The sequence below is a fragment of the Bacillus sp. SRL543 genome (assembly GCF_984799205.1).
Map to the genome: position 1 here is coordinate 2,468,191 of NZ_OZ481794.1, position 19,299 is coordinate 2,487,489.

Sequence of the window (19,299 nt, forward strand, 5' to 3'; positions counted from 1 at the left end):
GTTATACTTTTTACAGAAAGAAAGTGAAAGGTGAATTCAGTGACAAAAAAAAATATCCAATTCTGGTCTCTTCAGATCCTTCTGATTGTGGCCATCATTTACGTATCAACCAAAATATCCTTCCTATTTGAACCTATCGGCATTTTTGTTTCTACCTTGTTTTTCCCGATCATCATCTCAGGCTTCCTCTATTTCCTGCTTAACCCGGTCGTCAATTTTCTCCAGGCAAGAAAACTCCCGAGGACCCTTGCCATCGTGATCATATATTTGATCATCATCGGCCTGATCGTCCTGGTGATCGGCAGCCTTGTTCCTATCATTTCGAAGCAGGTCACTGCATTATTCAATGATCTGCCGACATATGCACAAAGAACGAGAATTTACATAGAAAATCTATCAAGCTCCCAGCAGTTCAAATGGGTCATGAATCAGGATTACGTCCCGATTGAAAACCTCGAAAAGTCCTTGATGGAGTTTGCCAACACGATCCCTGACAGGGTGACAAATGGAATTTCCAATGTATTCAGCCTTGTCGCCAATATTACAGTTACGATTGTAACGGTTCCCTTCCTGCTGTTTTATATGTTCAAGGATGGCGGAAAGTTTCCGGCTGCCATATCCAAATTCCTCCCTCTTTCATATCGGAGCGAGGGTTTAAAGACGCTGAAGGAAACAGGAGAAACCCTGGCAGCATACATTCAGGGACAGGTAACCGTGGCTTTATTCGTCGGGACTCTGGCCTTCATAGGCTACATGATCATTGATTTGCCTTACGCACTTGTTTTGGCATTGATTGTGGCTGTCACGAATATCATTCCCTATGTTGGTCCATTTCTTGGCGGAGCACCGGCTGTATTGATCGCGCTGTTCGATTCCCCGGCAAAGGCCATCCTGGCGATCATCGTCATAGCCGTTGCCCAGCAGGTAGAGGGGAATATCCTTTCGCCTCTCATCCTTGGAAAAAGGCTTGACACTCATCCGGCCACTATCATCATCCTGCTCCTTGTGGCTGGAAACCTTGCAGGCATATTGGGAATGATCCTTGCCATTCCAACTTATGCGGTAGTGAAAACAATCGTCATGAACTTTGTACGGTTCCTGCGGGCCAGAAGAGAACGTGTAGCCTCCGGGACGGATACAGCTATATAAATGAAGGAAGCGATCTCCATAGGGATTGCTTCCTTTTTTGTCTTTCATTTTTTTGTGTTCAACATGTTTTTACCGCCTTCTTATCATATTCCATCAGCCAGGCATCTCTCCATTCGCCTTCATGGTATTCGTTTTTCGGGAGGAGCTTTCTTTTTTGCATCCCGCAGCTCTCATAGCAGGAGATTGCCCTTTCATTCCATGTCTGGGGATCCATGACTACCAGGTCTGCGCCCTTTTCTTTTATCAAATAGCTGATCATAGACTGGACGAGCAGCTTTCCAATCCCTTTTCCCCAGAATTTTGTTTCCCCGATGAACTGGTCTGTCCCATAGACAGAAACACCAGAATCGTATCCATACTTCTCCCTCTCTTCATCTTCCAGCGGATAGTACTGGATATACCCCAGCTCTGTTTCTTCCCATTCAAAAATACAGGCGGCCACTTGCCTTCCCTGTTTATAGAAATGATCATCGACCATTTGCAGTGTATGAGGGTTGTCCCTGCCTTCGTAATATTCCAGCACTGACTGATCCTGCAGCCAGCGTAACAGGTGGAATTTATCCCTGTCTTCCAGTTCTCTTACTTTCAGGCTGCCATTTTCAAATAATACACTCATTATAAGCCTCCACAGTCATTTTCTTTCTATTAATAGAATTCTATAAATTTCATTTCTTTCCTGTATGGACCCGGCTTTTTCTGTCAATAGTGTTAAAAAACACAGGAACGGGGATTGTTTATGAAGAGAGGGATATATTTTATAAATGAAAAATTGTCAGCTGCAGAATTAGTGCCTGGCGGAAGTGCGGAAATTCAGAAGAGAGCTGCCCTTGAATATATGAAATCAAGCGGCATATCTTCTGTTAAACTGAATCGCTGGCAGCTGAATGATCATTATGAAAATCTCCATGCCCTTTTTTATGATCTTAAGGAACGCAAGGTGATGCTGGACTGCCTCGTAATCTTTAATGAGCAGTCGGCTGAAGATTTTGCTGCTGCCTATCCTGCCAGATGGCTGCTGCTGAAAAGCTTTTTCAATGAAATATGCTTTTCGGGTGATAAGACTCTGCCTGCAGCTGAATAAATCGAGCTCAAAACCTCTTATAAGTGTTTTTAATATAGCGAAATAGGAAATATACATACTATAAAAACGATTAGGAGGTTTCTCATGAAGAAATCGAAGTTATTGAATCCATTAGCAGCCGCCCTTCTCATGCTGCCGCTTGCCGGCTGTGGAAATGATGAGGACGAAGTCCAGGATCCGCCGCCTAGCGCACCTAGCCAGGAAGATGATTTGAATACAGATCATAAACAGCCGGTTGAGGATTTCTCCCGCATCAATTTTACAGATTTTGAGCTTGATGCTGAGTATCCTGATATGAAATCGTATGAAGTTGACTACGAATATGATCGAAATAATACGATGGAAGCTGAGATCAAAGATGGTTTAAATGATGAAGAATTAAACGGAGATGAAGCGCTGGACAAGCTGCTGGAAGCATTCAAGCAATTCACTTTTGATGAAGAATCTTCAGAAGATGAAGTGCTGATACAGGTTATACAGGGACTTGAACTTAATGAAGATTATGAAAATATTGAAGTAGAAGTGACTTATACGGATGGTACAGAGAAAACTTATTCCAAATAAAAAGAAACCTGAAGGGACAGCTGCTCCGTTTTCCTTCAGGTTTTTTTATGCGCTCTTTGATAAGTTAACTATATGGCGCTGTGCCGGAAGTGTTTCTCTTATTGCTCCTTCCGCAGGAAGCAAAATATCCGCCGCATACTTTCAGGCATGATTCTCTGTGTTTTAGGCACAATAACAGAATCACGGGAAGGCGGTGAGCCATGTTGAGAAAAAAATTTTTATCTATGACTGTGTTTTTTCTTATAACGATCTTCCTCTTTGTTCCTTCCGGATCTGCGGTAAACAGCGGGCAGCCGCCAAGCATGAAGCTCAGGATCATGGAAACCACGGACCTTCACTCTTACATAATGAATTACGAGTATAAAAGCAATAAAAAAGTAAAGAGTTTCGGGTTTGTCAAAACCGTCAGCTTAATAAAGAAAGCAAGACAGGAAAATGCGAACACGCTTCTTTTCGATAATGGCGATCTGATCCAGGGCAGTGCAGGGGATTATGTCCACAAGCATCCCGGCCACCCGCACCCGATTTTCAGCATCATGAATGAGCTCCAATATGATGCAGCAGCCCCCGGCAATCATGAATTCAATTACGGCTTGAACTACCTGGATAAGAAATTGAAAGAAGCTGCCTTCCCCTACGTAAACAGCAATCTCTATATCCAAGGTACAGAATCGTTCCAGGAGGAACTTCCCTATTTTTCCCCATATGTCATCCTTCACCGGATGTTTACGGCTGATAATGGCAGAAAATACCCTGTCAAGGTTGGCGTCATCGGTTTTATTACACCTGTTGTTGTGAAATGGGATGAAGAGCATCTGAAAGGCAAGCTCAGCACCAAATCAATTGTCGAGTCAGCCGAGCATTATATTCCGATTATGAGGGAAAAAGGTGCAGATGTCATAATTGCACTGGCACATGCAGGTCTCGAAGCTGATGAACAGGTTAAGGATAAAAGCAGGAACTCTGTAGTGGGCCTGAGCAAGGTTCCTGGAATTGATGCCATCCTGTACGGCCATACCCACCAGTCCTTTCCGTCCCTAAAGTCTGCGGGCAGCAGCAGTCTGGTTGATATGAAAGCAGGTACAATAAACGGAATCCCGGCTGTACAGGCAGGCTCATGGGGAAGCCATTTAGGGATTATTGACCTGACTCTGTCACAGAACGAAGGAAAGTGGAAAGTGGTTTCTGCTGAGCCTGAAGTCCGCCCTGTCTTTCTTCCAAATGTACCAGGCCTTTCAAGCGGGATTGAAAACGATCAGAGAGCAGAACAGCTCGCTGAACAAATCCATAGAAAATTAAAAAAACATAATTAATATGTAATGAAAGTTATATTGCTTTACTTCCAATCTCTGCTAATTTATACTAAACTGTATGAAATTAGACCTATTTCGATAGTAGGGGTGACTATTTATGCTGAAAGACAGCGAATATTTGCTTTTTATTAGGGAAATTGGCAGGTTGATCACTGACTTTGAAAAATGCAAAGAGCCTGATATCCAGCAGAAAATCCTCCAGGATATAAAACTGCTGGGGTATGCTCTTCAATAATATTCTCTAGTTGAAAATCTGCATGGTACCTTCAAATTTTTTCACGGTGCTAAGAAATCCCTTCAGGCAGACAGAAGAAATTTAAGGGCATATTATTTGTTCTTAATATTCTGCCTGCAGGGATTTTTTATGCCTTAAATGGAATTATGGCGGTGTTCAAAACCCTCAATTTCTCATTTTGTCCAATAGAGGTCTTCTATGCCGTTCGCTGCAACCTTCTGCTTTTTTTATCAAAAAGAGGGTTCCAGCCGCGCTCACTGAGACCCCCTTTTTCTCTTTCATCTTAAACAGAGAGCTTCAGCCGCGCTCCCCTGAAACCTCTTGCTTTTCTCTCCCTTTTTCATACACCTGCAGATTCATGTAAATGGTATTCAGAATTGGCGCCTTCATACCCTGTTCACTCGCTGCGTCCAGGAGATATTTGAAAAAATGTGCCGACTCGGTCTGCAGGCCTTTTTCCATATCCCGCTGCATGGAAGACTTCATATGGTATCCGACTGCATTGATTTTATTAATGATATTTCCTTTAGCATCATCAGGAAGATCCGCCCCCAGACCTTGCATAACAGGAAGGATTTCAAGTGCGAGCCCTTCTATGATGCTTCTCCCCTCAGCTGTTTCCCGTATGGGGCCGACTGGAGAGCGGGTCAGTGTCGTGAGTCCGGACATCATACTGATGAAAAGATACTTGCTCCACATTTCACTTAGAATTTCACTGCTGTACCGGAAAGATGCCTTAGTTCCGGAAAACGATTCGCGTATCCGGGAAATCCTTTCAGTCTCCTTCCCGTTCATTTCTCCAAAAACCACCTCCTGCATATCGCTTTTCTGAACGATCTCCCCTCTATCATTCAAAGTCGATTCAATAAAGCATAAACCTCCGAGCAGTCTTTCTTTTCCGAAAGCCTTCTCAAGCATGTCCATATGTGAAATGCCATTCAGCAGCGGAAGGATGCATGTCCCCGCCCCTGCAAAAGGCTTGATATTTCTTATCGCTTCTTCAAGGTGATAAGCTTTCACAGAAATCAGGATCACATCAAATTCCTCTTCTGCAGGCTGTCCTGCCTTCACAAGTTTTGGCTGGAGATGCACATCTCCATGCACGCTTTTGATGAAAAGCCCGTTTTGCTGAAGCTGATCGTATTTCTTGTCCCTGACGAGAAAGGCAACGTCTTCCCCTTTCTCAAGAAGCCTTCCGCCGAAATAGCCTCCTACAGCTCCTGCACCTGCAATCAATATCCGCATAGCATTACCTTCCTTTCTTCAGGAAAACGGCTGCAAAATATCATTAAGCATTAACCGTAAATCCCCAATCAATCTATCATTCATTCTAGCACAGCATCTAAACAGAAGAGCCTGGAATGGCTCACCCAGGCTCTTTTGCTGCATTTCTTATGCCACTCTTCCAGTTATATCTTCTTCAAGAGCAATATTCTTCTTTCTCGCTTTTCCTGCTGCGTTGTAAAAGAGTACGGTGACAATGACAGTAGCAATCGCTGCACCCAGATAGGATATATTCATTGACAGTCCAAACCCGATTTTCGCATTCAGAATATAAGTGACTGTGGCCATTGTCATGAAGATGCCCGGTATCATGGCAATCCAATAATTTTTTCTGGCAATGAAAAGGTACATGCTGGCTACCCAAAGGGCGATGACAGCAGTAGACTGGTTTGCCCAGGAGAAATATCTCCAAAGAATCTCAAAGTCAATCTTTGTCAGTGCAAATGATATTACAAACAGCGGCAGGGCGATAACCAGGCGGTTGCCCAGCTTCTGCTGGCCGAAGCGGATATAGTCGGCAATGATCATCCTTGCACTTCGGAAAGCCGTATCTCCGGATGTGATCGGCAGGACAATTACTCCGAGCACAGCCAGTGTTCCGCCGATAGCCCCAAGCGTCAGTGCAGAAGCTTCACTTACTACTGCGGCAGGCCCGCCTGCTGCAAGCAGTTCATTCAAGCCTGCAGAGCCATTGAAAAGGCTCATTGCAGCTGCAGCCCAAATCATGGCAATAACGCCTTCTGCAATCATCATGCCATAGAAAATCTTTCTGCCTTGGTCCTCATTTTCTGTTGTCCTCGAAATGATTGGGGTCTGGGTCGCATGGAATCCGGATAAAGCCCCGCAGGAAATTGTCAGGAACAGAAGCGGGAAGATCGGTGCATTGTCAGGATGCATGTTTGTCAGATTGATTTCAGGGATAGGCGCACCGCTGATGATGAGCGAAGCCCCTACTCCAAGCGCACTGATCAAAAGCAATGCCCCGAAGATGGGATAAAAGCGTCCAATGATTTTGTCAATCGGCAATAGTGTCGCCAGTATATAGTAGATAAAGATGGCACCAAGAATCAGGCCCATGCTCATCCACCCGTTCATCAAATTGTGAAGAAGCTCTGCCGGGGAAGTGACAAACACAGTTCCCACGAGAAGCAGCAGCAGGATGGCAAACGCATTTACAACATGCTTCATAAAGCTGCCGAGAAATTTCCCGGCCAGTTCCGGCAAGTGTGCGCCCCTGTTGCGGATGGAAATCATCCCTGTCAGATAATCATGGACGGCGCCGGCAAAAATACAGCCGAGCACAATCCACAGAAAAGCGACCGGGCCATATAATGCACCCATGATTGGTCCGAAGATCGGCCCTACCCCTGCTATATTCAGCAGCTGGATAAGGGAATTTTTCTTCGTGTTCATCGGCACATAATCCACGCCATCTTTGTGCGTATAAGCCGGAGTCTTCCTTTCCTTTTTAACGCCGAATACCTTTTCTACAAATTTCCCATAAGTGAAATAGCCAACTATAAGTAAAATGATGCCTGCTATAAAAGAATACAAGTGAAATGCCTCCTTTTTGTAATCGCTTACAGAAAGTATAAGGCATGAGCAGGAAAATGTGGCGGAATTGTGGCCAACATGTCAATAACCTGTCTTAAGATGCAGAAATTGAAATTTGAAATGCACGAAAAGAGCAGCTGCCAGCACTTCAGATTTCCAGACGATTTCTTAATGCTTTTGCGTAATTCCGGCTGACCGATAGTATCTCTTCAGATCCCTCCACCTCCAGCTGATAGGCTCCGTTAAACCAGGGTGTCAGCCGTGCTACATATGGCAGATGGACAATTGTGCTTTTATGTATACGGAAAAAAGGGAAATGCTGCAGCCTGCTTTCAAGCTCCTTTAGAGGTGTTTTCACACAGTAACTTCCATTTTTGGAGACAATTCTTGAAACCTTGTCTTCCCGGGATATATACAGAATGGAAGAAGGGTTGATATAAGAAATATTGCCGTCTTCCTCTACTGCAAGCTTCACCGGCTTCATGGAGGATGACTGTGATTCACCTTCTTCTGAAAAAAACTTCCTGAGCCTTGATACTGTTTCCTTAAGCAGCTCTTCGTCAAAAGGCTTCAATAAATAATCTACCGCTTCATAACGGAAAGCTTCTGCAGCAAACTGGGGATAAGCAGTCGCGAAGATGATTTTTGGCACCTTTTTTAGGTCGTTCAGTGATCTGGCGGTCTCCATGCCGTTCATTTTTGGCATCTCAATATCCAAGAATACAGCATCGGGCTGCAGCTGCAGGCACTGGATGACAGCCTGTTCACCGGATTCTGCTTCCCCTATTACCTGCAGGTCTTCATATTCACTCAGCAGGTGAACAAGTTCCTGTCTGCTGTACGGCTCGTCGTCCGCAATCAATAAACTGATTTTTCTTTCCATGCTATCCTTCTCCTTTTTCCGGAAGCGTAAACGATACAGCTGTCCCTTCATTCAGCCTGCTGTCAAAATTCAAGCCGGCTTTTTCCCCGAAAAGCATTGCCAGTCTCCTGTTTACATTGTAAATTCCAAGTCCTGTACCGGTCCTGGATCGAACATGGCCATTTCCCAGCTCTTGAAGGCGTTCTGATTCAATGCCTGCCCCGTTGTCAAAAACGGAAACAGTTATCCCTTCTTCTTTTACAGCTGCGGTAATAATGATCCTGCAGTCTGCTTCTTTGTCTTTTATGCCGTGTTTGACCGCATTTTCTACCAGCGGCTGCAGTGTCAGCGGCGGTATTTCCGCTGCCTGCGCTTCTTCTTCAATCCGGAATTCTGTTTTCAGCCTGTCAGAAAACCTTGCCTCCTCTATTTCCAAATAAGCTTGTACATGCTTTAATTCTTCTCTCAGACTAGTCCGTTCCAAGGTTGTCCCGGCGAGATTCTGCCTGAGAAAATGGGAAAGCGACAAAAGAAGCTTACGGGCCTTTTTCGGGTCAATGCGGATCAGAGAAACGATTACATTCAAGGTATTAAACAGGAAGTGCGGACTGATTTGGGCCTGCAGTGCTTTGATTTCTGCTTCTTTCGCAAGCTGGAATGCTTTTTCACCCCTTGCAGCTTCCAATTGATTGCTTAGGAGCATGCTCAGCCCGGAAATCAGTTCTATCACAACGTTAGTAATTTCTTTTTCCGACTTAAAATAAAATTTCAAAGTGCCGATTGTCTGTCCCCTTTCCTTCAACGGAGCTATTGCAGCAGCGCCAAGCGGGCATGAAGGACTGCTGCAGCTGATATCATTCCGGCCTGCAATGATCAGCGTCCCCTGGGAAAGCACCTTTTTTGTAATATCTGTTTGAATTCTGTGACCAGACTTATGGTGGTCATCCGCGAGGCCGATATGAGACAGAATATGTTCATCATCTGTAATCGATACGGCACTTGCATTCACTTCATGGTATAAGATACGGCATACTTCTTCTGCCGATTCAGATGTCATCCCTTTTCGCAAATGCTTTAATGTCTGGCGTGCCAGACGCAAAGATTTCTGCGCCTGGATGGCGGCAGCCTTTTCCTCTTCATTGACAACACTTTTAATGATCAGCAGGAAAATGGCACAGCCTACCCCATTTGCAAGAATCATGGGAAGTCCGATCGTTTCAACAAGAGCAGAAGCTTTGCTATAGGGCCTCGATAGAAGAAGGATGATAAGCATCTGCACACTTTCAGCAAGGGCTCCGATAATAAACGCTGTCGATAGCTTTACATGCCTGTTTTTCTTATGGAAGAAGCTTGCAATGATTCCGGCGATGATGGAAGCCAGGCCGCAGGAAAACGCTGTAAAACCGCCCATAGTAAAACGGTGGACTCCGGCAAGCAGCCCTGCGCCGATTCCTACCCGATAGCCGCCAAATAATCCGGCAAGCACAACGCCGATCACCCTTGAATTGGCGATGGCTTCATCTGAAGAAAGCTCTGCGGCCCAGCGGCTGAACTGCAGGCTGTCCGTATCGAAGCTGACGCCTGTATAGGTGCCGAATATCCCGAAGAATCCAAAAAAAAGAACAGCGACCCACCGCTGTTTTGCCGTCAATGACTCCTGGTATATCATTTCTCGGAAAAAACGGAATCTGGTCAAAATGAAGGCAATGGTTACAATCAGTCCAAGTCTCTCAAGCATTGTCAGCAAAAGCTCGAACATGCGTACACCTTCTTCCTTCCAGTTTATTTTCCCTATTTTACTATATTTCCTGATGTTTTACTATTATTCAAAAAGATCGCAGCAAAGCACCTGCCGGCAAGGCAGGTGCTTTCGCTTATCAGGCAAGTATTAAAAGCGCAACCATTATAACAGAAGGGAGACCGTAATAGAGTGCGTTTTTGAGGATGATCTCATTCGTTTCCTGGTTCTCCCACTCTTTATACTCCGGCCGTCTGCGGGTATACCATTCACCATATGTCTGCACATTTCTCACCCTTTCTTTTACAGGTTATATACCCGTGCAGACAGATCATTACACTTATTTGCACGACAAGAAACGTACAAGATATTGTTCAAGGCCGGCCGGAAAAAGTATTTCCCGCTTTTCCACAAAGGACTTGACCGGCATCCATTTTGCCAGCGATTTCCTGCCATTTTCGTTGACCGGGATAGACTCTTCTTCATACAGTGACTCTTTCAAGAGCTTTACCTCATAAAGCTGTGATAGTTCATGTTTTATACTGCCGTTAATAGTGTAGATATTTTCGAGGCATGCGATATAATCCGCTATGCTGATGTGTGCTCCTAACTCTTCCATAAACTCCCGTTTTAACGCATCCTTGGATGTTTCCCCGAGTTCTATCGTACCGCCGAGCGGGCGATAAAAGACTCCTTCTCCCTTTGAATGCTTACCGCAAAGTTCTTCCACCAAAATTCGGCCGTCTCTATGGACAATGCCCAATGTATTTGCTCTGGGTCTTTCCATGTCTATTTACACTTCCTTTGTAAACTAAAATAAAAATAAGTTGACATAACTCCTTTTTCCATCTTATTCTTATTTTAGTATAAAACATTGCTAGGAGGCATATCTCATGAAAAAGAAATTGACGCCGCTTCATCTTTCTCTGGCCGGAATGTTCACTGCACTAATGGCAATCGGGGCAAATATCACATCTTTTGTCCCCTTTATGGTGATCGGCGGTGTTCCCATCACCCTGCAGACATTTATCGCCATCCTGTCCGGCGCCATCCTTGGCAGCAGGCTCTCAGCCATTGCAATGACTGTATATGCCCTGGTTGGAATTGCAGGTGTCCCGGTTTTTGCTAAATTTGGCTCCGGCTTTTCAACTGTCATAAGCCCTACCTTCGGCTTCATCCTTACATATATTTTGGCAGCTTATGCTACAGGAAAGATAATTGAATGGAATTCAAGCAAAGCTTCTTATATTACAGCGGCGCTTGTGGGACTGGCCATCAATTATATATTAGGGACAAATTATATGTATTTTGCCTATAAGCTGTGGTTTGCTGCCCCGGAAGGCTTCAGCTATGCATTGGCCTGGGCCTGGATGCTTGTTCCGCTTCCTAAGGACATCATCCTTGCCGTCCTTGCGGGTCTTCTTGCCTTAAGGCTCAACAGAAATGCCTTGGCGGGCAGCCGCTTCAACAAGCTGAAGCAGTCAGCATAAATACCAGACAAGAAGATTCTGTCCAGTTGGCCGGAATCTTTTTGCTGTCCATGGCCTTGAGAATGTTTGTCCTTATCAGCAGGTGTGCTGCATATAATGTAGCAAACTGCTTTTGGGAGGTACTTATGTTTCAGCTGTTGGAAAAGACCATAATCATGATGGCTTCATTAAGAATTTTTTCTGGAAGCCTTGAAATTTTAGCGGCATTTCTGATCATTAAATATAATGATGTTGAAAAAGCGCTCGTATTAAACAGTTCGCTCGCCCTGGTGGGACCGCTCATTTTGATTGCAACAACCACCATCGGGCTCATCGGGCTCGCCGACAAGGTATCGTTTGCCAAGATGCTGTGGGTGTTTGCCGGGGTCGGCTGCATTTTGTATGGCGTAAAAAGCTGAGTGCAGGCTACTGGACCAAGCTGATTTATGGTTAGTCTGACTACCTTACACAGGGAATCAAGGATTTTTTATGAGACCATCAAGGAGATGCAAAGACTATATAGCATTTACCTGATTAATGTTCTCCTCGAAGGGAAAAGGACTGGCCCGCTCATACAGCGGCCCGGTCCTTTTTTCTAAATATCAGCTGCCGCTGCAAGTGCGGTTCCTATATCAATCAAACCATTCCCAAAGTAGGCGTCCCTGCCCTTTTCTCCGATATCCCTGGCGGTTTCTTTTATTATGTTCATGACCTGCCTGTTTGACAGATCTGGATTGACTGAAAGAATGAGCCCTGCCAGGCCCGCAACATGGGGGCTTGCCATGGATGTGCCTGAAAGGGCGGCATACTGATTTTTAAAATAGGTGCTCGGAATATACACACCAGGTGCCGTCACATCAATATAATAACCATAATTAGAAAAATCTGCTTTTTCCCCTGTGTAGCTTACAGCAGACACACTGAGAACTTCCGGAAAGGCTGCCGGAAATGAAGGCTGTTCCGAGTTATCATTACCGGCAGCTGATATGAGGACTGCTCCTTTATCATAAGCATAGCGGATTGCCTCCTCGAGAAAAGCTGACGGCTGGTAGTTGCCAAGGCTGAGATTGATGACATCCGCGCCATGATCCGCTGCCCAGATGATGCCCTTGGCAATATCGAATGTATAGCCGTATCCCTTGCTGCCCATCGCCTTTACAGGCATGATCCGGTTGTTCCAGGTGATTCCTGCAATACCCTCCGCATTGTTCGTTTCAGAAGCAATGATGCCAGCAACGTGAGTGCCATGGCCATTATCGTCGTCAAAATCGCTGCTGTTCTGCATGACATTATAGCCTTTCATCAGGCGTCTCCTGAGATCGGGATGATCCATGTCCACCCCTGTATCGACAACCGCAATGATGATATCTTTGTCGCCCTTTGAGATGTCCCAGGCTCTTTCAATATCGACAGCAGGCAGGTTCCATTGATAATTTTCCCTGTATAGCAAGTCATTCGGACGCTCCGCTTCATTCTGCATCAGGATGAAGTTAGGCTCTGCATATGCCACATCAGGTCGTTCTCTGAAAAATTGCAGAAGATCCGCAGTCGTCATGCTGTCAGACTGAAAAACAAATATGGAATCCATATGCCTGAAAAATTCTGCATCCAGCACTGCTGCAAGACTGTCAAGCTCATCTTCGCCAGGAGGGCTGGAGAATTTAACAGTGGCTTCGTGCTCTTTGTAATGACTCTTATCCTTCGGGTTATGATGAATGATCTTTACATCTTCATCCCCGTTCAGGAATGTTTTAATTTCCTCTCCCTGTTCAATCGAATTAATGTTCAGCAGCCGGCTTGTGCTGTGCTGAAGAGGCTGCGTACGCCCGGAGGCCTCCCCTCCATCTGTACTTTTCTGGTTGTGCCCCGGCAGCTGGAATAACATCATAACAGTTACAAACAGTGCTGCAGCACTGATGAGGGCTGCGGTCATTCGTTTCATAATAAGTGCACCTCTTGAATGTCAGTTTTCTCTTAGGGTGCTCTTTAATGATGATCATGATGATGGTAAACATTCACATATGTGAGTGGCATATGTTGAAATACAAGGAGTATACAAATCCTTTTTTTATAAAAAGCTAACATTAAAAATTCAACTGGCAAAGGAGTCCGGAATGGTCATTCGTATCTGGCTGATTTACTTATGGGATTTCCTTGATCCTGTTTATTATCACTGCACAAGATTGTTACACTTGAAGCTGGAAAACAAGTACAGCATATTCCGCGTCAGAAAGACGAAATATAGAGGGCCCGAAATAATCCTCTCAGACGGCTCCTCCCTCAAAAAGAACGACATCGTCATTAAAATCCATCTTCATAATTCAAGGCTGCTCAAACAGCTGGTGCATATTAAAAGCCCTGTATCGAGAGGCAGAGCCTTGATCAGGATAGTCGGCGAGTCCATGCCCTGTCTTGCCCACCATCTGGATCGGCATCCTGAAAGCGACTCTATCAAGGGCGTTATAGGCATCACCATGATAAATAAAGGCTACCAGATTCTTGGCTTTGAACGGCATCCTTTGACACACAGCGGATATATCCTCCTTAAACAGCTGATGCAGGCGCCTATATATTTTTTGTCCCAGCCAAAAGCTAAATGGGAGGATTTAAAGGAATCAGCTCCTGCGTATCTCGTCATGACAAAACAGCAGCTGGCAGCAAGGTATCTTCGGTTTCCAGTACAGCAATAAAAGCCGGACAGCACCGGCTTTTTGCATTTCTGCCCAGAATATTTGCTGTGTTCAGACAATCTTTTGCAGCCTGCACGCTGCATTGAGAAAGGCACACTTTATTAAAAAGTGTGCCTGGGTTTTCCTTATTCGCTTTTCCAGGTTGTGATATTATCGGTTTCCAGGATTCCCATCCTGACATCGCCGACATCCGGGTCTTTGAAAAGATTATCCCGGACCCTGTAGATGATATCATCTGCAATGGCCAGTGATAGGCCGGCTTTCAGCTCAATATAGCTTTCAATATGATACTTCCTTCCTTCCTGGAGGATGCGCATATCTTTAATGTCGACAACGTCCGGATCAGAGAGGATCGTATTTGCCACCCGGTCTTCAATTTCCTTGGGTGCCGCTACACCAATGAGTCCAAGCGTATTTTCATAGCCGATTTTGATGGCTATTCCAACCAGCAGGAATCCGATCAGGATCGTACCGACCCCATCCAGGAAATAGAAACCTGTAAGATGGGCGAGGATGATTGCAGCAAGAGCAAGCAGCGCCCCGAATGTCGCAATGATATCTTCATAAAAGACAAGTCTTGTAGGTGGTGCAGCAAGACGGACATTCTTAAATGATGTCGTAAATACGCTGAATCCCTTTGCCCCGCTTTTTGTTTCATGGGCAATCTCTTTCATTGCCTTCAAAAGTACTCCCCCATCTGTCAGGATGGCAAGAATCATAATAATGATGTTCAGCCACAAATCTGAAGACTCATGGGGATGGACAATAAGGTCCCACCCTTTATGAATGGTTTCGTATGCCATAATAGATATAACAATGACAGCGATCAAGACGAATAAATTGACCACACGGCCAAAGCCGCTCGGAAATCTTTTTGTTGCTTCTTTCTCGGAAATGGCGCTTCCGAAGAAAACGAATCCCTGGTTCAATGCATCCGCAACCGAATGAAGGGTCGTAGCAAACATGGCACCGCTGCCGCTTATAGTTGCTGCCACTCCTTTGGCGATGGCTAAAGCTGTATTCCCTACAGCGGCAATCCCTGAAGACTTATTCCCTCTTTTTAAAAATGCAAGCAGTGACATCACCCTCTATCTTTATAGTCTTAGTATTAATATTTATTTACCATGATAGAGCGAAAACCAAACCTCTCATATAAAAGGCTGGCAGGCATTAATTGATGATGCCATTACCGGAAATATGGATGCGGACTTCCGGTTTTACATCCACCTTTGCATAATAATCACTTCCCTTTACGTCTTCCCATATATCCGGGTTCCAAGGCCCAGCAGATCTGCTTTTTCTTCTTTAAGAATGCTGAAAATCTCCTTTGCATCATCAGACATCCTTTGCGAAATTTTCCTGGAAAGCTCTTCTGCATTCTTTTTTTCAGTCAACCCTGGATATGGCATTGCGTGCAAGCAGCGAAATGGTCATATCATCCATAGGAGGATTATGGAGCCCTGCCCTGATATCCAGATAATATTGCTGCAGAGGATTCTGTTCAGACAGGCTTCTTGCGCCAACAACCCTGATTGCAAGGTCAGCGACTGCTAATGCAGCATTGGTAACAGCCAGCTTTACAGCACCGAGAAGAGGCTGCAGGGACTCTCTTTCATTTTCCCCCGCCCTGTCCCATCTGCCTGCCGCAGAATAAAGAAACTCTCTTGCCCGCATCAGTTCTAGCTCCATTTCCCCTATTTTCTGCTGGACAGAAGGAATATCGCTGATGGTACCTTCAATGCTGTTTGGCGAATAACTTTTAGCAAAGCCAGCCGCATAATCCTGGGCCGCCTGTGCAATGCCAAGATATACCGCTGGAATATGAAGAAGCCAGCCATTCGCCTTTTTGTCCTGTCCCAGTGTTTCCGCCATAAAGGACTTATCAATGGAAACCTCATCAAGCACAAGATCATGGCTGCCGGTCCCTCTCATGCTGACACTGTCCCATGTCTCCTCGATCGACAAACCTTCTGACTTTCTGGGAACAAGGAAATTCCCTGTCTTGTCTTCACTTGGAATAAATGCGCTGACAATGAAATAGTCCAGTGCGGGAGCCATCGTTGTAAAGGTCTTTCTGCCGTTGATCACCCAGCTTCCATTCTTTAGCACTGCTTCAGTCTGTGGCCGGCCGCCCCGGGTCGGGCTGCCCGTCTGCCTTTCCGTTGCAGCACTGTTTATCAGCTTACCGTCCAGGATTTCGCGGCAAAGAAAAGAAAAAAGTTCGTCATCCCACTTCCTTTTCTCTCCCAGATTCTTCGTAATCCCCATATGCCACCCGATCGCCAGAGCAGTAGAGCCATCTCCTTCTGCCAGCTTTTCCTGCAGCATGATCATTTCGAGCAATGATATTCCCTTTCCACCCTGGTCTGCCGGAACAGTCAGGGCTGTGTAACCGGATGCTTTCAGCTCTTGAATATTATCATGGGGGAACCTCCCCCTACTTTCCTTAGGTCGGCTCCGCTCTTTGAAGCTTGCGGACAGCTCTTTCATCAGTTCATATCTGTCTGCTTCACCTGCAGCTTTGATAAAATCGCTCATATAACTCCTCCTTAACTATTTCCATCCATTTTGTTACTACTATTATTATTCAGATCAGGTTAGTGTGCAATTAATGTGATTTAAAATGGGGAGCAGGATGTGCCTGGGACCACTATCTTGAAGAAAAACGAAAATAGCGGCTCCAGCCAGAAGAGCTGGGACCACTATCTTGTAGAAAAACGAAAATAGCGGCTCCAGCCAGGAGAGCTGGGACCGCTAACTTGAAGACAAACGAAAATAGCGGCTCCAGCCAGAAGCGCTGGGACCACTATCTTGTAGAAAAAAGAAAATAGCGGCTTCAGCCAGGAGAGCTGGGACCGCTATCTTGTAAAAAAACAAAAATAGCGGCTCCAGCGAGAAGCGCTGGGACCACTATCTTGTAGAAAAACGAAAATAGCGGCTCCAGCGAGAAGCGCTGGGACCACTATCTTGTAGAAAAAAGAAAATAGCGGCTCCAGCCAGAATAACTGGGACCACTATCTTTAAAAGACAAATGAGGATAATGTCTCCATTAAGATGTTCTGGGACCTGCTGCCAGATAAGAAATCAAACACAACTCAATTTTAAGAAGAGAAGCGAATTGTTCCTCCGCTTCTCTGGATCCTAATGCTTCGGATATTTACTAACCACATGAATCGCATTGATGATTCTTTTATTGATCCATTTTCGGTTTTCCTCGGTGTTCAGCTGTTCAAATACCATTTTCCTGCCTTCTTCTGTTGTTACATAATGATTTGGCAGGTTATTGAGGCTGATGGCGATAATATCAGCGCGGCACTTCATGCACTGGCAAAAGGTTTGATAATCCGGGCTCAGCATAAGTACTTTAACGAGTGCTGCAACAATTTCTTCCATAACATTTACGTATTCCGGTTGTTTCAATCAATCTCCCGCCTTTTACTTAGATGTCTGATGGAACGATTAAGAAAATAGCTTATCAGGGCATAGACTGCACCTGTTTTTTCAATACTAATACATAATATGGTGACGAGCTAATCAATTAAAAAGGAAGTGAGCATTTTGAAAAAGTTGATACTGTTCATATTATTGTTAAGTTTCCCTGCCATGTTTTCCCCTTCTGCTGCATACATCGAGCATGCCGCAGCGGCACAGCAGACGCCTGCATATGCTAAATGGGGAAAGCTTGCAATGACCAATACGAAAATTAAGTATCCTGGAGCAAGAATCCTTGACTATCTTCATGTAGGCAGAACAACCCAGGGATCCAACTGTACAGAAACCTTCAAGCTTTGGCTTTCCAAGGACAATCGGGAGTTTGGAGTTTTTGTCCGTATTACGTTTGATAAGAAAACGGAAAAAATCCGTGCAATCACCTATCAGGAGACGCCGAGATAAGTTTAAGGAAAAATGCTGATAAGCACTAATTTATACCTATATGGCCTGAAAAGCAAGAAGCACGAAGAAAAAATTCCGGTAAAAGTTCTCCGGGATTTTTCTTCGTGCATTTTTATTTTATAATAGTTAGAAAAGGAGGCTGAATCAATGGCAGAAGATGAAAAAATACAGCCGCACATCGTGCAGGAACTGGACGATGAAACCTTATTCATCGTATCACAGACATTTAAAGCTTTATCTGATCCGACCAGGCTCAGAATCCTGAATCTGCTGTTTCAGGGGGAGCATTCAGTGAACGAAATTGCTGAAAAGCTATCTTTGCTGCAATCGACGGTTTCCCATCAGCTGAGGTTTCTGAAGAATCTGAGGCTGGTTAAGTTCAGGCGTGAAGGCACTACCTTATTTTACTCACATGATGACGAACATGTAATGGGAATCCTCAGACAAACCATTGAGCATGCCAGCCACCATTAATTGCATGTGCCATGTGCGCTTGGACAGCCTTTTTCATATCTTTCCACCTGGATGGTGCTGTGGTCGATTCCGAACTGGTCATGAAGGGCAGCCTGCGCTTCCCTCAGGATTTCATCATGGCGTCCTTCCTCTGTGATGGCGATATGGCAGCTGAGCATCGGCACACCTGAAGTGATTGACCAGATATGGAGATCATGGATTTCTTTTACAGAAGCGATGCCTTCCAGAGAGCTGCGGATGCTGGAGGCGTCAATCTGCTCAGGAGCCCCTTCCATCAATATATGGAAAGATTCCTTTGTAACCCTCCATCCGCTTATAATGATCAGGATGGCAACAATTACACTTGCAATCGGGTCAGCGATCCCCCAATCAAAGAAATAGATCAGCAAAGCTGCGGCTATGGCACCTGCAGATCCAAGCATATCACCAAGTACATGTAAAAAGGCGCTTCTTACATTCAGGTTCTCATCTTTGTCGCCCTTCATCAGTATCCAGGCGGCAATAATGTTGACAATCAGGCCCAGAACCGCGATAGTCAGCATGCCCATGCTTTGGACTTCCGGCGGGTCCATAATCCTTTGGACGGCCTCGTAAAAGATGTAGATGGAGATTGCGATCAATGTCAGCCCATTCAGTGCAGCTGCAATGATTTCAAATCGTTTAAAGCCATACGATTTTGCGGCGGTTGCCTGCTTTTCTCCAAGCTTTACCGCAAAAAAGCTCAGTCCCAGGGCGGCAGCGTCGCTGAGCATATGGCCGGCATCAGATAAAAGGGCAAGGCTGTTTGTTAAGATGCCCCCGATAACTTCAACGATCATAAATGAAGCGATTAATATAAATGAAAGAAAAAGCGCTTTTTTGTTGCTTGTATGAGAGTGTGAATGACCGTGGCCATGATTATGGTGATGTCCCATTGCATTCCCTCCTTATATGAGTATGTGTACATATATTATGCTATAAGTAAGAAGGATGTTCAAATATTTTCTGATGCT

At 45.1% G+C, this 19,299-nt stretch carries 23 protein-coding genes; 10 read left to right on the plus strand and 13 right to left on the minus strand.

Annotation, left to right across the window (positions count from 1 at the left end; all coding sequences use genetic code 11):
• Window positions 1-39: 39 nt before the first annotated feature.
• Entirely contained in the window at window positions 40-1,149 is a 1,110-nt protein-coding gene (locus AC4E8B_RS12395; protein WP_490219395.1) for an AI-2E family transporter, read from the plus strand.
• 58 nt (window positions 1,150-1,207) lie between these two features.
• Here the strand turns inward: AC4E8B_RS12395 and AC4E8B_RS12400 are convergent, their stop codons facing one another.
• Window positions 1,208-1,765 (minus strand): GNAT family N-acetyltransferase, encoded by a 558-nt coding sequence (locus tag AC4E8B_RS12400; RefSeq protein ID WP_490219397.1) that lies wholly within the window; start codon window positions 1,763-1,765, stop codon window positions 1,208-1,210.
• 120 nt (window positions 1,766-1,885) lie between these two features.
• Between AC4E8B_RS12400 and AC4E8B_RS12405 the strand changes: the two genes are divergently transcribed.
• The 4 genes from AC4E8B_RS12405 to AC4E8B_RS12420 all read left to right on the plus strand — a co-directional run bounded on the left by AC4E8B_RS12405 (window position 1,886) and on the right by AC4E8B_RS12420 (window position 4,342).
• On the plus strand, window positions 1,886-2,230 hold the full coding sequence (locus AC4E8B_RS12405; protein ID WP_490219398.1) for a hypothetical protein: 345 nt from the start codon (window positions 1,886-1,888) through the stop codon (window positions 2,228-2,230).
• Window positions 2,231-2,314: 84 nt separating this feature from the next.
• On the plus strand, window positions 2,315-2,794 hold the full coding sequence (locus AC4E8B_RS12410; protein WP_490219400.1) for a YusW family protein: 480 nt from the start codon (window positions 2,315-2,317) through the stop codon (window positions 2,792-2,794).
• 200 nt (window positions 2,795-2,994) lie between these two features.
• Window positions 2,995-4,107, plus strand: a complete 1,113-nt coding sequence (locus AC4E8B_RS12415; protein ID WP_490219402.1) for a metallophosphoesterase — start codon at window positions 2,995-2,997, stop codon at window positions 4,105-4,107.
• A gap of 97 nt (window positions 4,108-4,204) precedes the next feature.
• Entirely contained in the window at window positions 4,205-4,342 is a 138-nt protein-coding gene (locus AC4E8B_RS12420) for a hypothetical protein (RefSeq protein WP_490219404.1), read from the plus strand.
• Between the two features lie 297 nt (window positions 4,343-4,639).
• On the opposite strand, the gene AC4E8B_RS12425 is transcribed toward AC4E8B_RS12420, so the two are convergent.
• From AC4E8B_RS12425 to AC4E8B_RS12450, 6 genes are all read right to left on the minus strand, one after another.
• Window positions 4,640-5,587, minus strand: a complete 948-nt coding sequence (locus AC4E8B_RS12425; protein ID WP_490219405.1) for a ketopantoate reductase family protein — start codon at window positions 5,585-5,587, stop codon at window positions 4,640-4,642.
• Window positions 5,588-5,734: 147 nt separating this feature from the next.
• Window positions 5,735-7,180: a carbon starvation CstA family protein gene (locus AC4E8B_RS12430; protein WP_490219407.1), complete on the minus strand. Its 1,446-nt coding sequence runs from the start codon at window positions 7,178-7,180 to the stop codon at window positions 5,735-5,737.
• 148 nt (window positions 7,181-7,328) lie between these two features.
• Window positions 7,329-8,063, minus strand: a complete 735-nt coding sequence (locus AC4E8B_RS12435) for a LytR/AlgR family response regulator transcription factor (protein ID WP_490219408.1) — start codon at window positions 8,061-8,063, stop codon at window positions 7,329-7,331.
• Window position 8,064: 1 nt separating this feature from the next.
• Window positions 8,065-9,801, minus strand: coding sequence for a LytS/YhcK type 5TM receptor domain-containing protein (locus AC4E8B_RS12440; protein WP_490219410.1), 1,737 nt, complete (start codon window positions 9,799-9,801; stop codon window positions 8,065-8,067).
• Window positions 9,802-9,919: 118 nt separating this feature from the next.
• The gene (locus AC4E8B_RS12445; protein ID WP_490213707.1) at window positions 9,920-10,075 is read right to left on the minus strand and encodes a hypothetical protein; all 156 of its coding nucleotides are present in this window, start codon (window positions 10,073-10,075) and stop codon (window positions 9,920-9,922) included.
• A 45-nt stretch (window positions 10,076-10,120) separates the two neighbouring features.
• Complete coding sequence (locus AC4E8B_RS12450; RefSeq protein ID WP_490213708.1) at window positions 10,121-10,567, minus strand: NUDIX hydrolase; 447 nt, start codon at window positions 10,565-10,567, stop codon at window positions 10,121-10,123.
• A 106-nt stretch (window positions 10,568-10,673) separates the two neighbouring features.
• On the opposite strand from AC4E8B_RS12450, the gene AC4E8B_RS12455 reads away from it, so the two are divergent.
• Window positions 10,674-11,270, plus strand: coding sequence for a biotin transporter BioY (locus AC4E8B_RS12455; RefSeq protein ID WP_490213709.1), 597 nt, complete (start codon window positions 10,674-10,676; stop codon window positions 11,268-11,270).
• 125 nt (window positions 11,271-11,395) lie between these two features.
• Window positions 11,396-11,668: a YqhV family protein gene (locus tag AC4E8B_RS12460; RefSeq protein WP_490213710.1), complete on the plus strand. Its 273-nt coding sequence runs from the start codon at window positions 11,396-11,398 to the stop codon at window positions 11,666-11,668.
• A 176-nt stretch (window positions 11,669-11,844) separates the two neighbouring features.
• Here the strand turns inward: AC4E8B_RS12460 and AC4E8B_RS12465 are convergent, their stop codons facing one another.
• Entirely contained in the window at window positions 11,845-13,191 is a 1,347-nt protein-coding gene (locus AC4E8B_RS12465; RefSeq protein ID WP_490213711.1) for a S8 family peptidase, read from the minus strand.
• A gap of 172 nt (window positions 13,192-13,363) precedes the next feature.
• Here AC4E8B_RS12465 and AC4E8B_RS12470 point away from each other — a divergent pair, with 172 nt between their 5' ends.
• Complete coding sequence (locus AC4E8B_RS12470) at window positions 13,364-13,939, plus strand: YkoP family protein (RefSeq protein ID WP_490213712.1); 576 nt, start codon at window positions 13,364-13,366, stop codon at window positions 13,937-13,939.
• A 125-nt stretch (window positions 13,940-14,064) separates the two neighbouring features.
• Here AC4E8B_RS12470 and AC4E8B_RS12475 read toward each other — a convergent pair whose 3' ends face one another.
• The 4 genes from AC4E8B_RS12475 to AC4E8B_RS12490 form a co-directional block, all read right to left on the minus strand.
• Window positions 14,065-15,021, minus strand: a complete 957-nt coding sequence (locus AC4E8B_RS12475; RefSeq protein WP_490213713.1) for a cation diffusion facilitator family transporter — start codon at window positions 15,019-15,021, stop codon at window positions 14,065-14,067.
• A 168-nt stretch (window positions 15,022-15,189) separates the two neighbouring features.
• Window positions 15,190-15,348 carry a Ger(x)C family spore germination C-terminal domain-containing protein gene (locus AC4E8B_RS12480; RefSeq protein WP_490213714.1) on the minus strand — a complete coding sequence of 53 codons (159 nt, stop codon included), beginning with the start codon at window positions 15,346-15,348 and terminating at the stop codon, window positions 15,190-15,192.
• The gene (locus AC4E8B_RS12485) at window positions 15,326-16,477 is read right to left on the minus strand and encodes an acyl-CoA dehydrogenase family protein (protein ID WP_490213715.1); all 1,152 of its coding nucleotides are present in this window, start codon (window positions 16,475-16,477) and stop codon (window positions 15,326-15,328) included. Before AC4E8B_RS12485 ends, AC4E8B_RS12480 begins: the two co-directional genes overlap by 23 nt.
• Before the next feature lie 603 nt (window positions 16,478-17,080).
• Window positions 17,081-17,332, minus strand: coding sequence for a late competence development ComFB family protein (locus AC4E8B_RS12490; protein WP_148975360.1), 252 nt, complete (start codon window positions 17,330-17,332; stop codon window positions 17,081-17,083).
• Window positions 17,333-17,497: 165 nt separating this feature from the next.
• Here AC4E8B_RS12490 and AC4E8B_RS12495 point away from each other — a divergent pair, with 165 nt between their 5' ends.
• Both AC4E8B_RS12495 and AC4E8B_RS12500 read left to right on the plus strand, forming a co-directional pair.
• Window positions 17,498-17,833 carry a YqzG/YhdC family protein gene (locus AC4E8B_RS12495; protein ID WP_490213716.1) on the plus strand — a complete coding sequence of 112 codons (336 nt, stop codon included), beginning with the start codon at window positions 17,498-17,500 and terminating at the stop codon, window positions 17,831-17,833.
• Between the two features lie 147 nt (window positions 17,834-17,980).
• Window positions 17,981-18,307 carry an ArsR/SmtB family transcription factor gene (locus AC4E8B_RS12500; RefSeq protein WP_490213717.1) on the plus strand — a complete coding sequence of 109 codons (327 nt, stop codon included), beginning with the start codon at window positions 17,981-17,983 and terminating at the stop codon, window positions 18,305-18,307.
• Here the strand turns inward: AC4E8B_RS12500 and AC4E8B_RS12505 are convergent.
• On the minus strand, window positions 18,304-19,221 hold the full coding sequence (locus AC4E8B_RS12505; RefSeq protein ID WP_490213718.1) for a cation diffusion facilitator family transporter: 918 nt from the start codon (window positions 19,219-19,221) through the stop codon (window positions 18,304-18,306). The genes AC4E8B_RS12500 and AC4E8B_RS12505 overlap by 4 nt on opposite strands.
• Between the last annotated feature and the right edge of the window lie 78 nt (window positions 19,222-19,299).

Coding starts and splice junctions, on each gene's coding strand:
- AC4E8B_RS12490 (WP_148975360.1), bottom strand. CDS start 17,332: ATGGAAGAAATTGTTGCAGCACTCGTTAAAGTACTTATGCTGAGCCCG.
- AC4E8B_RS12455 (WP_490213709.1), top strand. CDS start 10,674: ATGAAAAAGAAATTGACGCCGCTTCATCTTTCTCTGGCCGGAATGTTC.
- AC4E8B_RS12405 (WP_490219398.1), top strand. CDS start 1,886: ATGAAGAGAGGGATATATTTTATAAATGAAAAATTGTCAGCTGCAGAA.
- AC4E8B_RS12470 (WP_490213712.1), top strand. CDS start 13,364: ATGGTCATTCGTATCTGGCTGATTTACTTATGGGATTTCCTTGATCCT.
- AC4E8B_RS12435 (WP_490219408.1), bottom strand. CDS start 8,063: ATGGAAAGAAAAATCAGTTTATTGATTGCGGACGACGAGCCGTACAGC.
- AC4E8B_RS12500 (WP_490213717.1), top strand. CDS start 17,981: ATGGCAGAAGATGAAAAAATACAGCCGCACATCGTGCAGGAACTGGAC.
- AC4E8B_RS12420 (WP_490219404.1), top strand. CDS start 4,205: ATGCTGAAAGACAGCGAATATTTGCTTTTTATTAGGGAAATTGGCAGG.
- AC4E8B_RS12475 (WP_490213713.1), bottom strand. CDS start 15,021: ATGTCACTGCTTGCATTTTTAAAAAGAGGGAATAAGTCTTCAGGGATT.
- AC4E8B_RS12400 (WP_490219397.1), bottom strand. CDS start 1,765: ATGAGTGTATTATTTGAAAATGGCAGCCTGAAAGTAAGAGAACTGGAA.
- AC4E8B_RS12410 (WP_490219400.1), top strand. CDS start 2,315: ATGAAGAAATCGAAGTTATTGAATCCATTAGCAGCCGCCCTTCTCATG.
- AC4E8B_RS12505 (WP_490213718.1), bottom strand. CDS start 19,221: ATGGGACATCACCATAATCATGGCCACGGTCATTCACACTCTCATACA.
- AC4E8B_RS12440 (WP_490219410.1), bottom strand. CDS start 9,801: ATGTTCGAGCTTTTGCTGACAATGCTTGAGAGACTTGGACTGATTGTA.
- AC4E8B_RS12415 (WP_490219402.1), top strand. CDS start 2,995: ATGTTGAGAAAAAAATTTTTATCTATGACTGTGTTTTTTCTTATAACG.
- AC4E8B_RS12450 (WP_490213708.1), bottom strand. CDS start 10,567: ATGGAAAGACCCAGAGCAAATACATTGGGCATTGTCCATAGAGACGGC.
- AC4E8B_RS12425 (WP_490219405.1), bottom strand. CDS start 5,587: ATGCGGATATTGATTGCAGGTGCAGGAGCTGTAGGAGGCTATTTCGGC.
- AC4E8B_RS12480 (WP_490213714.1), bottom strand. CDS start 15,348: ATGCCATATCCAGGGTTGACTGAAAAAAAGAATGCAGAAGAGCTTTCC.
- AC4E8B_RS12465 (WP_490213711.1), bottom strand. CDS start 13,191: ATGAAACGAATGACCGCAGCCCTCATCAGTGCTGCAGCACTGTTTGTA.
- AC4E8B_RS12460 (WP_490213710.1), top strand. CDS start 11,396: ATGTTTCAGCTGTTGGAAAAGACCATAATCATGATGGCTTCATTAAGA.
- AC4E8B_RS12485 (WP_490213715.1), bottom strand. CDS start 16,477: ATGAGCGATTTTATCAAAGCTGCAGGTGAAGCAGACAGATATGAACTG.